A 15,074-nucleotide genomic window follows, 5' to 3' on the forward strand; every position below is an offset into this window, starting at 1 on the left:
GTTTTTTGTCAGCTTCATTATCCTGCCAATTAATCCGTTTTTTCACCTTCCTCAAATTAATTACTTCCTTTCAAATCCACGTTTTAATTCAAAATACTTTTTTATTTTTAATATTTAACATGTAGCCAAATTTGCAACACATTGTTAAATATTTAACCAATTAATATATGTCCCTTTCTAAAAAACATATTCAATTTGCTTTATCCTGATGTGGAGTTAACATTTTTTGTATTATGTTTATTTATAATTATTAAAATAATTCCTCTTAAACCACTCATAAGCCTTCTCAACACCATCTCTAAGCTCAGTCTTATAGGTCCATCCTGCTTCTTCAAGTTTGCTTACATCAAGAAGCTTTCTGGGCGTTCCGTTTGGTTTACTAGCATCAAATACTAACTTTCCATCATATTCCACAACTTCCTTAACCATTTCAGCAAGTTCTCTTATAGTAATTTCTTTACCGGTACCAATATTAAAGAAATCATTTCCCTCATATGTTTCCATTAAATAAACGCAAGCGTCTGCCATGTCCTCCGAATATAAGAATTCTCTGAGCGGAGTTCCACTTCCCCATACCACAACTTCTGGAATATTGTTTTCTTTTGCTTCATGAAATCTTCTAATTAATGCTGGCATTACATGAGAATTTTGTGGATGAAAGTTATCATAAGGTCCATATAAGTTTGTAGGCATTACACTTATATAGTTTGTCCTATATTGTTTATTAAAGAATTGACACATTTTAAGCCCAGATATTTTTGCTAATGCATATGCTTCGTTTGTTTCTTCCAAATATCCTGAAAGCAAATACTCTTCCTTTATTGGTTGAGGACACATTTTAGGATAAATGCACGAACTTCCAAGGAACATTAACTTCTTCACTTTATACTTATAGGCCATTCCTATGACATTATTTTGTATTTGTAAGTTTTCATATATAAAATCCGCAGGATAAGTGCTATTTGCAAGAATTCCCCCTACCTTAGCTGCTGCCAAAAATACATAGTCAGGTTTTTCTGTTTCAAAGAATTCTTCAACCTCAGCTGAATCTATTAAATCAAGTTCATTATGAGCTTTCCCAATTATATTTTCGTAACCTTTTTCTTTTAGCTTTCTAACTATAGCAGAACCAACCAATCCCTTGTGCCCCGCTACATATATCTTGCTGTTCTTTTCCATTTTCTTCACTCCTTAAGATTAGAACAAACTCTACCGTCTTCATTACTACTTTGTTATGGCTGCTTCATTTTGTGTTAAGAATTCTTCAGTACTTAGTCCAGCAATTTCCCTCATATCTCCATCTATCATCATTTTCACTAACCCAGGAAAATCAACTTTTCGTTTCCACCCAAGCTCCATTTCAGCCTTTCTACAATCTCCCCATAAGAGTTCAACCTCTGCAGGTCTAAAATATCTTGGATTAACATCTATAAGAAGTTTTCCCGTAACCTTGTCATATCCTTTTTCTTCTACCCCAGTACCTTCCCACTCTATGTCAATCCCGACTTCCTTAAAGGATAAGTCCACAAACTCTCTTACTGTATGAGTTTCATTAGTAGCTATAACAAAGTCATAAGGCTTTTCTTGCTGTAATATAAGCCACATTGCCTCCACATAGTCTCCCGCAAACCCCCAGTCTCTTTTTGCATCTAAGTTTCCAAGAGACAATTTTTCTTGTTTCCCTGCCATTATGCTAGCCACGGCCCTTGTAATTTTTCTTGTAACAAAGGTTTCCCCTCTTCTTGGAGATTCGTGATTAAATAATATTCCATTACATGCAAATATATTGTATGACTCCCTATAGTTAACTGTTATCCAATACGAATAAAGTTTTGACGCTCCATATGGACTCTTGGGATAGAACGGAGTTTCTTCACTTTGTGGCGCTGTTTCTGGTAGCCCTCCAAATAACTCTGATGTTGATGCTTGATAAAACTTACATTTCAAGCCACTCACTTTTATAGCATCCAGTATTCTAAGACTTCCTATACCATCTGTTTCAGCAGTATACTCAGGAACTTCAAAAGAAACTTGCACGTGACTTTGAGCTGCTAAATTGTATATCTCATCTGGCTGAATTTTTTCTATCACTCTATTTAAATTGCTTGAATCTGTTAAATCTCCGTGATGAAGAAATAATTTCTTATTGCCTATTTCAGGGTTTTCAAATAAATGATCTATTCTTTTAGTATTAAAAGTACTTGCTCTTCTAATTAATCCGTGTACCTCATAACCTTTTGATAATAACAACTCAGTTAAATATGATCCATCTTGTCCTGTTATACCTGTAATTAATGCCCTCTTTATCATATTAAATTCTCCTCATCTCCCATTTTTTAATGATTTTTAAGCCTCTATTTCAGCACCTTTTTCCATAATCACTTTTTTCTTTCTACCAGGATACTTAACATCAACAAAGCTGTTATTCTTATCACCAAATAGTTTAGTTGAATCTTTTTCTTTATTTAATACACAACCTAATATCCTACAACCTACAGTATTTATTTTGTCTTTGATTGCTCCACCTTCTGTCACTGCATTAGCACCCTCTTTTAAAACAAACAAGCATCCGTCAGTGGCCCCCGTGATAATCTGTGTATAACTTAAATTAGAAAAGGAAGGTGCATCAATAATTATGTAATCAAATTTTTTCTTTAGAATTTTCATAACAACCTTTAAATACTCTGTTTTAAATATTAAACTATAGCTATCTAGGTTGTATTCACCTAATGATGCTATTGATAAATATTCATATTTAGTTTCTTTTATATAGCTTTTTAAGGATACTTCATTAGTTTTTTCTCTATCTAACTGCTGAGTTTTTAATTTACCTATATCCCTCAATATGCCAATTAATCCTCTAGTACTGTCTGCGTCAAAGCTCTCAATTCTTGTATTGTCCCCTAAGCTACAATCAAGAAATAATGTTTTTCTACCATATATGGCCAATGACATTGCTAAATTTTTAGCTACAGTTGTTTTTCCTTCATTATCACTATTACTGGTAATACTAATGCACTTAATATTATCTTTGTTATGATTCTCCATAATGTTGCGTAATATTCTGTATTTTTCCATAACGTGATTTCTCCTATTATCCTTTTTCATTATTACACCTGCCTTATTATTCAATAACAACTAATACTGGCATATTTAATATATTAGTAATTTGATTTTCATTTCTTATCTTTAAGCTATCCACATAATTCTTGAACAGTACTATAACAACTGATAAAAGTAATCCAAATAAGAATCCCTCAAGGATCTTTTTAGATTTATTTGCTGGTATTGGACTAATTGGCGGCTTTGCCTCATCTAATACTTGAATTTTTCCCACTGACAATATACTCATGCTTTGTTCAATAAAGCTTCTACAATATACATTTGCAATTTTCGCAGCCTCATCCTTGTTGCTGCTTACTGCATTTAATTGAATTATTTGTGTATTGCCTGTACCATTTGTTGAAGAAGATGTTGAAGAAGATATTGGGGCAGCTGCCACCATTGCTTTTATTTGCGAGGATGAATAGTTCTTCAATACTTCCGCAGTCTTATCTATTACTAAATTTGATTGAGCTATTTGCGCATAGGTATCTACCATTTTTTCATATAACAAAATATCATCCTGTGTATACTGTGGTTGATTCTTTGAACTTTGTACAATACTTGTATCCCCCTTGACTATTATGGCAGTGGTATGTGCTTCATACATTGGTGTTGAGAGAAGTGTGACTTTTACTGCCATAACGCTAGTACACAATACTGTAATAAGTACAATAAACCCTACTTTCTTCTTCAAGATTTTTATAATATCTATTAGTGATAAATCTTCAGCACTGTTTTTATTTTCCATGAGCTTTATTCCTCCTACCTATTTGCCATCCCATATTTATTCCAATAGAGTGCTGCCTCTGTCCTATCTTTAATATTTAACTTATTGAATATATGATTAATATGCTTTTTTACGGTATGCTCTGTTATAAAAAACTCCTGAGAAATCTGACGATTGCTTAATCCTTTTGCCACTTCTATCAATATTTCACTTTCTCTATTGGTTAACAGCTCCAATCCATTTGGTAACTCAATGTTTTCATTTATCATAGAGTCAACAAAATATGAATCAAAATATTTTTTTCCCTTATATACATGTTCTATTGCATACATTATTTCTTCCTCATTTGATTTGCCTGATATGTACCCTTGAACTCCACTCTTTAATGCCTTAACAAAGATATCTTTTTCACCATTAAAGTCTATTGCTATTAGTTTAATATCCACCTGTGCAGTGGTTAATTCATTAATTATGTTTAATTCTTCTTCGTTATCCTTATGAATATCCAACAGTAAAATATCAGCCATATTACCTTTTATCATAAGCATTGCTTCTTTTATTGTTTCGCCAATAAACTGTATGGATATGTGATCATACCTAGACAAAAGGGCTACTATTCCTTCTCTTATAACAGAACAATTAGATATAACTATAACTTTCATAATACTTCTCAATTCCTTACTTTTAATGTAATCTCCCCAGAAAACTAGGAATTCTGCAAAATAGCTTGGCCAAGTTTTAATATATTCCTATATTACTACTAATTTCATTATATTCCATCATACCCCGGTCTAATCTTTTATTACCAAGTGGCATATCTTGTATAGTACACTTATACTATGAAAGTAGTATAAATTTCTAATATAAGTAGTTACCCTTAAGTAGTATTGAATCATAAGGTTTTACATCTTACATTGATATTCCTCTTATCTTGCATTTTTATCTCCAAATAAGATAAAAACTGTTCTCATTATGAGTTTTATATCAATCCATAAATTTCTTTCCTTTAAATATCTAATGTCCAATTTTATCCAATCCTCAAATCCAATCTCATTTCTGCCCATTACCTGCCAATAACAGGTTAAGCCTGGTTTCACTAATAATTTTTTTCTATGATAGTCCGAAAATTCAGCAACCTCCCTGGGTAAATTAGGTCTTGGTCCCACCAAGGACATGTCTCCTTTTAAAACATTGAAAAGTTGAGGCAATTCATCGATACTAGTTTTTCTGATAAATCTGCCAACTGTTGTAATTCTAGGATCATATTTAATTTTGAACATGGGTCCGGACATTTCATTTCTATCTTTCAACTTATCTAATATCTGTTCTGCATTAGCAACCATTGATCGAAATTTATACATTTTAAATATTGTTCCATTTATACCGACTCTTTCTTGTGAAAATATTATCAACCCTTTTGAATTAACCTTTATTAATATGGCTACAATAATCATCAAAGGACTAAGAGATATTATTCCTATCAGAGCTCCTAAAATATCTATAAGCCGTTTAGTTACCACATAGACTTTACTCTTTTTATACTCCACCGAATATTCCACATACTCTTGTGACAATTTTAAGTTTTCCATAATTCTCCCCCTTAAAAATGGTTTATCACATTAAAATTTATACATACAAATATATATAGCAAGACAAATTAAATGAAAGATATTAATAGCTATATACATTAAAACAATCCCATTAATTATAAAATTACTTTTTTTTAACTGTGCTTCTATAGCCTTTTGCATTCTAAAATATAAAAAAGATAAAAGTACTGTCGGCAGTACAATTTTGATCCAAAAACCAACTTTTAAATTGTGCACTACACTTACCATTAAAGGGTTTGCTTCTATAAAATATCCGGTATTTAAAAGCATTCGAGTAAAGAACATATCACTTATGTTCAACAGACATAAAATAATAAATTTATTTCTTATATTACTCAAACTGTAATTTCTTATAAATACAAGCAATTATCATACCTCCAATAATAAATTAATAAAACAAAAATTATAAATTGATAAACTTATTATTGTTATTTTACTATTTTTATATTTTTTACCCATCATACTGTAGTTTAATTTTTTTATACTATGTGTAATAGTCCGTATAATCCATCTGCTATGATTAAGCATTATATAGTCTTATTATTGGGGTAGTATAAAATATTAAGTTACCATGAATAAAAACAAAAAAATAACTATAGTACATAAACAATATAATACTGTCTATCTACTATAGTTATTTTTAAAGTAACTTAATTAAAACTCTAACACATACTGCCATGAATATTTCACTCTATTAAAGCAGCACACATTTAACATACATTAGAATTATCATTAACAGAATCATCATTAACCTCTAACATTCCGCATCTGTTAGCATACAAAGCCACCTGTGTTCTATCTCTTATATTCAGTTTGTCAAATATATGATTATTATGTTTTTTTACTGTATTTTCAGAAATATGAAGTTTTCGTGATATTTCTTGATTACTCAAACCTTTTCCTATTTCACATAAAATTTCTTTCTCTCTTGGAGTGAGCTGTTCCATTTTTTCGGGTTGGATGGCATTTTCTCTGACCAAACAGTCTATAAAATAAGAGTCATAGTATTTTTTCCCTTTGTAAATTTGATCTATGATATATAAAAGTTCCATTTCATCTGATTTTCCTAATATGTATCCTTCTACGCCACACCTAATGGCTTCTACAAAGATATTTTTATCTTTATTAAAATCTAACATTATGAATTTACTTTTAACACCACATTCTTTCATTTCTTTAATTAACAGCAATTCATCTTTATTTTGTTGATGTAGATCAAATAAAACAATATTAATATTATTTGATTTAATTAACGGAACTGCCTCTTTTAATGTTTCTGCAATAAGCATTATGTCAGCATAATTACGCCTTGATATAATTGAATATATACCCTGTCTTATTAAAGCATATCTTGATAAAATAATAACCTTCATAACGTATCTTCCCCCTGTTTTCTCCAACAATAATATCACTTAATTCTCTATATAAAATAAAAAGACCCAGTTTAACCATATGAACGGTAAACTTAGGCCGGTTGCACCATTGACTCCATATGTCTTAAAAGTGCCCAAATATAAAACATACTTCTTTGTCTCCTTATTTCCTATATTTTATTCCAAATAATGCTTATATAATACTTAACAACTCCTCTCATTTTATTATAGAATATATCTATTTTCTGTTTTTTCAAGAATTTTGAGTATCTTTGAAATTACTATATATCTTCCTAAAAATATCCATGCCAGATGGAGCTTACTCCATTTAGGCTCTTCCACTAAGTCTTTTACCTTCTGAACCTTATCTTCAATCTTTACACCTTATCCTAATTCAGGGGTACTTTATATCCGAATAACTTACTAAATAAATCCTTTGTCAAGTTTTGATTTTTATCATCTGTGTTACCTGTAAAATGATATGTGAATGTACCCTTCTATTGTCACGTACATCCAATGTACATCCAATGTATTAGGATCTAGAAAAGATATTCCTATGCACTTGCCAAACCTAAATTTAGTCATACATAATAGTAATGGAACTAACATTTCTTACATTAATTCTGCAAATCTATTATAACTAACAAGTTTATTGAAATAAGATCTTTGAACTGTTGAAACATGATGATTGTAATAGTTTTTAAATGTCCTTTAATCTCATAAGTAAAAATATTTCTGTTAATAAATTTTAATAATTCCTTTTGCAAAGATATATTTATTTTTACAACTTTTACAGCTAGTATTTATATTATAACATTATTCTATATAAGGTATAAAAATCCTTCTACTTTTTATAAATTTTATAATTAATTAGTCAAAAAAATAGCCTAAAGTCTGTTTTTTTGACTAATTATTATTCTCTAATGGAATAAATGGATGTCCTGAAGTACGGACAGTGATTTAGATATATTATGTTTAAGTAGATTAGTAGTCCTATCCATGGATGATATTTACTTAGTTAATATTTAAAAACTACATTGATAATTTATACAATTTGAAATAATATTATAACATACATAAATTTAAAAGTGCACAAATAGAAGGGAGTATTATATATGAGTAAATATTGGAGCGAAATTGCCAAAAACATTGAACCCTATGTTCCAGGAGAACAGCCTAAAAATAAAAAATACATTAAACTAAACACTAATGAAAATCCATATCCGCCTTCTCCTAAAGTGATTAACGCTATAGAACAAGCAGCTAATAACAACCTTCAGTTATATCCTGATCCCAATTGTGATGACCTGAGAAATACTTTAGCCAATTATTACGAGTTATCCTCAGATCAAGTCTTTATAGGTAATGGTTCTGATGAAGTATTAGCATTTTCTTTTATGGCTTTCTTTAATCAAGGAACACCTATACTTTTTCCAGATATAACATATAGTTTTTATGAGGTTTATGCTGAGTTATTTAAGCTAAAATATAAATTAATTCCTTTGGATGATAATTTTGATATCCCTATAGATTCTTTTTGCATTAAAAATGGTGGAATTGTAATTCCAAATCCTAATGCACCAACTACTAGATATATGTCTATTGAATGTTTAAAAAAAATTGTAGAATGTAATATGGAAAGTGTTGTTATAATTGACGAGGCATATATAGATTTCGGTGGAGAATCTCTAGCTAGATTTGTAAATGATTATCCAAATTTATTGGTTGTACAGACCCTTTCTAAATCACGAGCATTAGCAGGACTACGGGTTGGCTTTGCTTTTGGCCATATAGATCTAATAGAAGGCTTAAACAGAATTAAAAATTCTATAAATTCATATACAGTTAACCGCCTTTCCCTAGCAGGAGCAAAAGCAGCTTTTGAAGATGAACCTTATTTTAAAAACATTAGTTCAAAAATTATAAATACGAGAAAAAAAGTAATACCCTATCTTAAAGCTCTAGGATTTAAGGTGTTAGAATCTAAAACCAATTTTTTATTTGTCAGCCACAACAAAACCCATGCTAAAATAATATTTAGAGAATTAAAAAATGATGGAATTCTTGTTAGACATTTTGACAAACCAAGAACCCATAACTTTCTCAGGATAACCATAGGAACTGATGAAGAAATGGACATACTTATAAACAAATTAAAAAACATTATCTCAAAAACATATTTATAATGTGCTAATTTGAAAAAATTAATAGTATTTAAGTATATAAAAATAAATAACAAGTCAAAGATGCTATAGTTATTTTACAAAACATGAGAAAACAGGCTCCGTTTGCAGCATAAACCATTAATGCCAACAGAAAAACATATCCCAAAGCCTCTATGCTCTATGCTCTATGCTTTATGGATTATCTTACATAAACATGTCAGTTAGACAATAGATTAATTGTTAATTCGATGTTATAATGTTAAATGATGCATTTATTGTAAAGAATAACATCACAAAGTGTAGAAGTTCAATGAGAACAATAATAATATGTTGAGGGGTGAGGCTATGATATTGTCTGTAGTTGTACCTTCTTATAATGAGGGTAGTGGAATAGAAATGACATATAAAAAATTAACTGAGGTACTCGAAACCGATAGTATTGTTCAAAACTATGATTATGAACTTATTTTTATTGATGACGGAAGTAAAGACGATACACTTAATGTGATCAAAAAATTTCAGAAGGATGATATTCGTGTTAAATATATCTCTTTTACAAGGAATTTTGGCAAAGAAGCGGGGATTTTAGCCGGGTTATCATATTCCAAAGGAGATGCAGTTGTACTTATGGATGCGGACCTACAGCATCCACCGGAATTAATTCCAGTGATGATTAGGCACTTTTATAATGGGTACGATCAGGTGATTACAAAACGAAATAGGAGCGGTGATTCAAAAACAAGAACTATCCTTTCAAGATTATATTATAAGATAGTAAATAAAATGGTTGATGTCAAATTAGAAAATGGAGTTGGAGATTTCCGTCTTTTAAGCAGAAGAGCAGTTAATGCATTATTATCTATGCAGGAATACAATAGATTTTCAAAAGGAATGTTTTGCTGGATTGGTTTTGAAATGAAAGTAATAGAATATGAAAATCAGAACAGGGTAAGTGGTACAAGCAAATGGAGTTTTAAGAAACTAGTGCATTATGGAATTGATGGCATAATATCATTCAATAATGAGCCTTTGAGATCAACATTGTATTTAGGCTTGCTGATGATAGTATTAGGGATATCCTATGTACTTTATTCTCTCATTCACGTTTTTGTGGTTGGAATAGATATGCCGGGATATTTCACAACAATCACTTCTATTTTGGTCATGGGTGGAGTGCAGCTTATTTCATTGGGAGTAATAGGTGAATATATCGGCAGAATTTACTACGAAGTAAAGAGAAGACCTCATTTTATTGTTGATGAAACAAATATCCAAACACCAAAATATCAGCATAAGTGGAGAGATGATAATGAAAAATAACACATATTTATTTATAAAACAATATTTTGATAAATTCATAAATAAAGAAAGTGGATTTTTTAATTTTATGAGATTTGCTGTAATAGGTGTAATAAATACCATCCATTATTATGTATGGTATCGTATATTATTATGGTTGCAAATACCATATGTACTAAGTCATACAATTGCATTTATAATAAGCATGATTGGATCATACTTTCTTAATTGTTTCTTTACATTTAGGACAAAGCCAACTTTTAGAAAGTTCATAAGCTATCCCTTGACTACATTATCCAATTACATAATATCTACAGTCTCATTAGTATTGCTAGTGAACTTATTTAATATTGCTAGTTCAGTAGCAGCACTTTTGGCATCAATATTGCCAATACCTATAACGTTCATGGTAACACACCATGTACTTAAAAAAACTGATGAAGACACAATTATTGAGGAGAACTCCAAAATAAAGCTTCAGCGAAATTTGAAGAACCTTTTTGCATATGTTTTTTTGCTGATGTTTTCAATAGCATGTCATCTGTATATCCTATATAGTAGAGTACTTTTTGGAAAATTTGACACAGATAGTATATCTCAATTCATGTACTTTATGCCTTTTCTTCAAAAGGCCTTTTCTTCAGGAGAGCCCTTCTGGTCATGGAGCTATGGGCTTGGTGGAGATATTTTTGGACAATTTAGTTATTATTATACTACCAGTCCATTTTTCTACTTATCACTACTTTTAAAAACTTTGGGCATAGGAAGTTGGACTTTGGAAAACACACTTGAATTCAAACTGTTATTTAGTATATTTAAACAGTTTCTGGCCATGTCCATTTGTTATGCACTTTTGAGATATGAAGGCAAGAAAAGATATAGCTCACTTATTGGGGCAATGATATATGGCGGCTGTATTTGTTTTATATGGTTTTCTCTCTTCTTTGACTTTATGGCAGATGCATATATTTGGTTACCTCTCACAATTTTAGGTATCAGAAGATATGAAAAGACCGGTAAATCCCTTCTCTTTATTTTAAGTGCTGCATTAACCGTTGGAAATAGTTTCTACTTTGGTTTTATTAGCTTTATATTTTATGCCATATTTATTATAGTTTTTATTAATATAAAAGGAACGAACTTTAAAGAAAGGATATATTCATTTCTCAGTTCTGTTTCAAGGTATGTTTTATTTGCTATTTTAGCATTAGGAATCGCTGCAACAGCCTTTGTACCTTCAGTTTCAGCCTTTTTAAAAACAGACAGATTTTCCAATCCGTCAATTACCCCTATTTTTTATGATAGCAAGTATATTCTTTCATTACCTGATCAACTGTTTTTCTATTCAAGTATTTTGGGACTGCCACTTATACTTTTAGTTATTTTTGCATTACCATGGAAACAACTCACATTAATCACAAAGAGGAAGATAGTGCTTGTGGGTATATTTTTTGTTTTGTATTTAACACCTTATTCTGGAAGTTTCTTTAATGGTTTTTCATATTCAGTTAAAAGATGGTATTATCTGCTCATTTTTTCAATAGCCTATGCAGTACCAGATTGGTTGGAGGAAAATGACAGATTGAAACAAATAGGAGCGTACTTTGTTTCAAGCGTTACATTGTTAGCCTTACTTTTTTATTATACAAGGGTACAAAGAGGATTTGATCATGTAATTCACAGTAAAAAGGCAACAAATATTTTGAACATTTCAATTCTCGGAGCTGGCTTAATATCTTTATGGATGGTGGCATTCAAGAAATACATTTCAAAGAAGTTCACAAATAAAATATTAAGCTATACAGTGGTTTTGTGCGTAGGAACTTCACTCATGCTTAATTCCAATGCTTATCTTTATTTGGTGCAACCTAATGTGAGTCGTGCAATACTACAAACTCAATCTGGTATGGAGAATAAAGAAGAAAGTTACATTTTTGGTAAATTAACTCCATCAAACAGTGAATTTTACAGAACACTTTTCAGAAATTCTATAATGGAGAATACACCAATGAGCTATAATTATTATGGTACCAGTGCGTATAACAGTATGATTGATGGGAATCTTCATAAATGGTTAAAGGTTGATCATAACATTCTATATCCTTCTGTTACTCCCAGTAGATATGAAAATTTTGATGACCGCTTGTTCATAGAAACAGCTTTTGGGGTGAAATACCTAGTCACATACAAAAATGATAATTATACTCCTCCAAATTTTTATCAGCTGATTGAAAAGACAAAAAATTATAATATATTTGAAAATAAAAATAATGTAGGTTTTGATTTATGGTATTCAAATACTACAGGTAAGAGTAGCTATGATGAGATGAATGTAGCAGAGCGTGATGCGGCACTTCTTCAAACGGCTGTAGCTGATAAGGTTATACCGGGAATAAAAAACAAGTCTATAGATAGTTCAACATCTGAGCTAGCTATTGATTGGAAAAATGCATATACTGTAAATGCAAAATATGAGAATGGAGTACTAGCAGCTCAGAAGGGTGCAATTGTAAATGTTCCAATTACAAATACTTTAAAGGGAACTGAGGGGGAAATATTATTTACAATGAATATAAAACCTGTGAATGGACAGATGATTAAGTTAACCGTTAATGGAAAATCTACAACTAAAATGAAAGATACATATCCATATATATATCCTATTAACAATTTTACTTTCAGGCTTGATGATAGCACTAAAATGTTGAAAATACAAATATCAGAGGGAAAGTATGTCATTAGTAGTGCTCATGCCTGGTTTAACTCATACAATTATTATACAGAGTGTGTCAAAGACCTTAACAAATATAACTTAGAGAATTTATATGTAAACGGTGGTACTATAAGCGGGAATATTAAGAATAATGAAAAGGGTATCCTTGCTCTGAACATTCCTTACAGTTCAGGTTGGTCTGCAAGAGTGGATGGCAAGAAGCAGCAATTGATAAAGGTTAATGTGGTTTTTACTGGTATTGTATTGGAACCCGGTGTTCATAATATTAAACTTTCATATATTACACCTGGTTTCATTCCTGGAGCAATTATTAGTGTAATATTCATTTTAGGTATAATTATTTATTTTACATTATTCATTTAAAAGCTTATGAACCGTAGTTAATATTAGTTTAGGCAGTATATTAAAAGAATAGGGCTTATATACTCTCTCCGTCCACTTATGCGCGTCTTTACCATAGCATCCATAATTAACTGCAGGTATATTCAATTTCTTTATTTTATCCACAGGTATATTATATATTTCCTTCCAATTTGGAAAATTATCTATTAAATTTTCCAAAGAACTAAAATCATCGTCTATCTTAAAGTAGCTGCTATCTGATAGACTGGGAAAAAACTGCAGCATTTTAAATTCTTCATTGCTTTCCCTAGAGATTTCCTCTACGCATTCCTCTATCTTTTTTATAACATTACTTTCACTTTTATCTTTACTTTTTAAAATATTGTGCGGACAATAAGGAGGGGCAAAGAATAATACAACAGAAGGATCTCTATTATTGCTTAACTTCCAGACTTTTTCTACTATGTTAAGACAGATTTCTCTCATATCCATGTCCTGTTTTGTTAAGGTTTTAGTTAAATTGCTTATTTCTTCATCCAGTTTATACCCATATCTATTTTTTACTCCTTCATATAATTCTCCATAAGTAAGAATATTACTTTTCCATGGTAAAGGACTATATTTTTCCTTTGTTAATTTGCAAAACTTTTTATATTCTGTATCGGCCTTGGATATCACAGCATTAAAGGATTTTTCTGCTATATGTTTTAAATTATCTATTACTTTATTCACAGAAGAATTATGAACAAAATAATTAAAATAAATAAATGTAGTAAAGGGAGTCTGTACATCATAACTTCCTTTTAAATCTTTACATTTTAAAACAGAAGGTGGAAGGGTATGTTCTCCTCTATATTCATCACATAAATCTGTATTTAAATCTATATTTTTTATTAATTCTGCCCCTATCAAATTAGAATTTAAACCTTCAAAATATTGTCCCACATGAGTTTCTTTTCCCACAATATAAAAGCATGGGAGAATTTTACCCACTGCACCAGTATAAACATATCTGGTGTTATCTCCTGGATACAAAGGACAAATATAGTCATTGTTTATAGCTAAGTTGTATTCTAAATAGTATTTTTCTTTTAAATAATTCAAAGTATCTAAAGCCTCGATAATACCCGTATGCTGATTTTCCTCTACAGGATTTGCCATAAACAGAATATTGCCACTAAAATTCTTAACATTTTTACTCAGCTCTTTAAGAATCACAAGGTGCACAGCTACTCCACTTTTCATATCTGCAGCTCCTCTGCCAAATATCCAATCACCGCTATTTAAATCATTTTTTATTTCCTCTGGTAAATACATTTCCTTCAATTTTTCATTAAGAACTTTACTGTCAAAAGCATATTCCTCCAGTTCTCCGAAATTGTCTACACCCACAGTATCTATATGTCCATGCAAAATTATGGTTTTATTCGAAGAGTTTTTTTCTCCTTTCAATAATGCAAAAACATTAACCCTTTTATAAGGATCCTGATTAAGAGAAACTTGAAAAGTATAGTCTTTATGTTCTTTAAAGTATTCTATATTATTTATATACTGGCTTATTCTATTACATATATTTCTTTCTCCTATAGAATTATTGATACTTGGTATATTAACCAGATCTAAAGTTAACTTTTCTATTTCCTTAAACAAATCGTTCAACCAAAACCCCTTCTTTATAAAATATTTGTGTTTGTATACATCTCTTGATTTATAATAAAA

At 30.5% G+C, this 15,074-nt stretch carries 12 protein-coding genes and 1 riboswitch; of the genes, 3 read left to right on the forward strand and 9 right to left on the reverse strand.

Features of this window, described 5'->3' with window-relative positions:
- Positions 1–237: 237 nt before the first annotated feature.
- The 8 genes from ACJDU8_RS03570 to ACJDU8_RS03605 form a co-directional block, all read right to left on the reverse strand.
- Positions 238–1,179, reverse strand: coding sequence for a GDP-L-fucose synthase family protein (locus ACJDU8_RS03570; RefSeq protein ID WP_406790780.1), 942 nt, complete (start codon positions 1,177–1,179; stop codon positions 238–240).
- Positions 1,180–1,224: 45 nt separating this feature from the next.
- The gene (gmd, locus tag ACJDU8_RS03575; protein ID WP_406790781.1) at positions 1,225–2,310 is read right to left on the reverse strand and encodes a GDP-mannose 4,6-dehydratase; all 1,086 of its coding nucleotides are present in this window, start codon (positions 2,308–2,310) and stop codon (positions 1,225–1,227) included.
- Between the two features lie 36 nt (positions 2,311–2,346).
- Complete coding sequence (locus tag ACJDU8_RS03580; protein WP_406790782.1) at positions 2,347–3,108, reverse strand: CpsD/CapB family tyrosine-protein kinase; 762 nt, start codon at positions 3,106–3,108, stop codon at positions 2,347–2,349.
- Between the two features lie 16 nt (positions 3,109–3,124).
- The gene (locus tag ACJDU8_RS03585; protein ID WP_406790783.1) at positions 3,125–3,853 is read right to left on the reverse strand and encodes a YveK family protein; all 729 of its coding nucleotides are present in this window, start codon (positions 3,851–3,853) and stop codon (positions 3,125–3,127) included.
- Between the two features lie 14 nt (positions 3,854–3,867).
- Positions 3,868–4,494 carry a response regulator transcription factor gene (locus tag ACJDU8_RS03590; protein ID WP_406790784.1) on the reverse strand — a complete coding sequence of 209 codons (627 nt, stop codon included), beginning with the start codon at positions 4,492–4,494 and terminating at the stop codon, positions 3,868–3,870.
- 264 nt (positions 4,495–4,758) lie between these two features.
- Positions 4,759–5,421 (reverse strand): sugar transferase, encoded by a 663-nt coding sequence (locus ACJDU8_RS03595; RefSeq protein ID WP_406790785.1) that lies wholly within the window; start codon positions 5,419–5,421, stop codon positions 4,759–4,761.
- A 30-nt stretch (positions 5,422–5,451) separates the two neighbouring features.
- The gene (locus tag ACJDU8_RS03600) at positions 5,452–5,808 is read right to left on the reverse strand and encodes a DUF5658 family protein (RefSeq protein ID WP_406790786.1); all 357 of its coding nucleotides are present in this window, start codon (positions 5,806–5,808) and stop codon (positions 5,452–5,454) included.
- Between the two features lie 344 nt (positions 5,809–6,152).
- A complete protein-coding gene (locus ACJDU8_RS03605) occupies positions 6,153–6,815 on the reverse strand; it encodes a LuxR C-terminal-related transcriptional regulator (RefSeq protein ID WP_406790787.1) in 663 nt (220 codons plus the stop codon).
- A gap of 86 nt (positions 6,816–6,901) precedes the next feature.
- A riboswitch (cyclic di-GMP riboswitch) is annotated at positions 6,902–6,987 on the reverse strand.
- 943 nt (positions 6,988–7,930) lie between these two features.
- Between ACJDU8_RS03605 and hisC the strand changes: the two genes are divergently transcribed.
- From hisC to ACJDU8_RS03620, 3 genes are all read left to right on the forward strand, one after another.
- Positions 7,931–9,001: a histidinol-phosphate transaminase gene (hisC, locus tag ACJDU8_RS03610; RefSeq protein WP_406790788.1), complete on the forward strand. Its 1,071-nt coding sequence runs from the start codon at positions 7,931–7,933 to the stop codon at positions 8,999–9,001.
- A 324-nt stretch (positions 9,002–9,325) separates the two neighbouring features.
- Positions 9,326–10,300, forward strand: coding sequence for a glycosyltransferase family 2 protein (locus tag ACJDU8_RS03615; protein WP_406790789.1), 975 nt, complete (start codon positions 9,326–9,328; stop codon positions 10,298–10,300).
- On the forward strand, positions 10,290–13,376 hold the full coding sequence (locus ACJDU8_RS03620; RefSeq protein ID WP_406790790.1) for a YfhO family protein: 3,087 nt from the start codon (positions 10,290–10,292) through the stop codon (positions 13,374–13,376). Before ACJDU8_RS03615 ends, ACJDU8_RS03620 begins: the two co-directional genes overlap by 11 nt.
- On the opposite strand, the gene ACJDU8_RS03625 is transcribed toward ACJDU8_RS03620, so the two are convergent.
- Positions 13,365–15,014, reverse strand: a complete 1,650-nt coding sequence (locus ACJDU8_RS03625; protein WP_406790791.1) for a M20/M25/M40 family metallo-hydrolase — start codon at positions 15,012–15,014, stop codon at positions 13,365–13,367. The two genes, ACJDU8_RS03620 and ACJDU8_RS03625, sit on opposite strands and share 12 nt — an antisense overlap.
- Positions 15,015–15,074: the final 60 nt, after the last annotated feature.

Origin of the sequence: Candidatus Clostridium eludens (assembly GCF_045310515.1) — a bacterium.
Taxonomy (GTDB): domain Bacteria; phylum Bacillota; class Clostridia; order Clostridiales; family Clostridiaceae; genus Clostridium_B; species Clostridium_B eludens.

What these genes read in the sequence shown, in the direction of transcription:
- ACJDU8_RS03620 (WP_406790790.1), top strand. Translation starts at nt 10,290, where the DNA reads ATGAAAAATAACACATATTTATTTATAAAACAATATTTTGATAAATTC.
- ACJDU8_RS03585 (WP_406790783.1), bottom strand. Translation starts at nt 3,853, where the DNA reads ATGGAAAATAAAAACAGTGCTGAAGATTTATCACTAATAGATATTATA.
- gmd (WP_406790781.1), bottom strand. Translation starts at nt 2,310, where the DNA reads ATGATAAAGAGGGCATTAATTACAGGTATAACAGGACAAGATGGATCA.
- ACJDU8_RS03605 (WP_406790787.1), bottom strand. Translation starts at nt 6,815, where the DNA reads ATGAAGGTTATTATTTTATCAAGATATGCTTTAATAAGACAGGGTATA.
- ACJDU8_RS03595 (WP_406790785.1), bottom strand. Translation starts at nt 5,421, where the DNA reads ATGGAAAACTTAAAATTGTCACAAGAGTATGTGGAATATTCGGTGGAG.
- ACJDU8_RS03570 (WP_406790780.1), bottom strand. Translation starts at nt 1,179, where the DNA reads ATGGAAAAGAACAGCAAGATATATGTAGCGGGGCACAAGGGATTGGTT.
- ACJDU8_RS03615 (WP_406790789.1), top strand. Translation starts at nt 9,326, where the DNA reads ATGATATTGTCTGTAGTTGTACCTTCTTATAATGAGGGTAGTGGAATA.
- hisC (WP_406790788.1), top strand. Translation starts at nt 7,931, where the DNA reads ATGAGTAAATATTGGAGCGAAATTGCCAAAAACATTGAACCCTATGTT.
- ACJDU8_RS03580 (WP_406790782.1), bottom strand. Translation starts at nt 3,108, where the DNA reads ATGAAAAAGGATAATAGGAGAAATCACGTTATGGAAAAATACAGAATA.
- ACJDU8_RS03590 (WP_406790784.1), bottom strand. Translation starts at nt 4,494, where the DNA reads ATGAAAGTTATAGTTATATCTAATTGTTCTGTTATAAGAGAAGGAATA.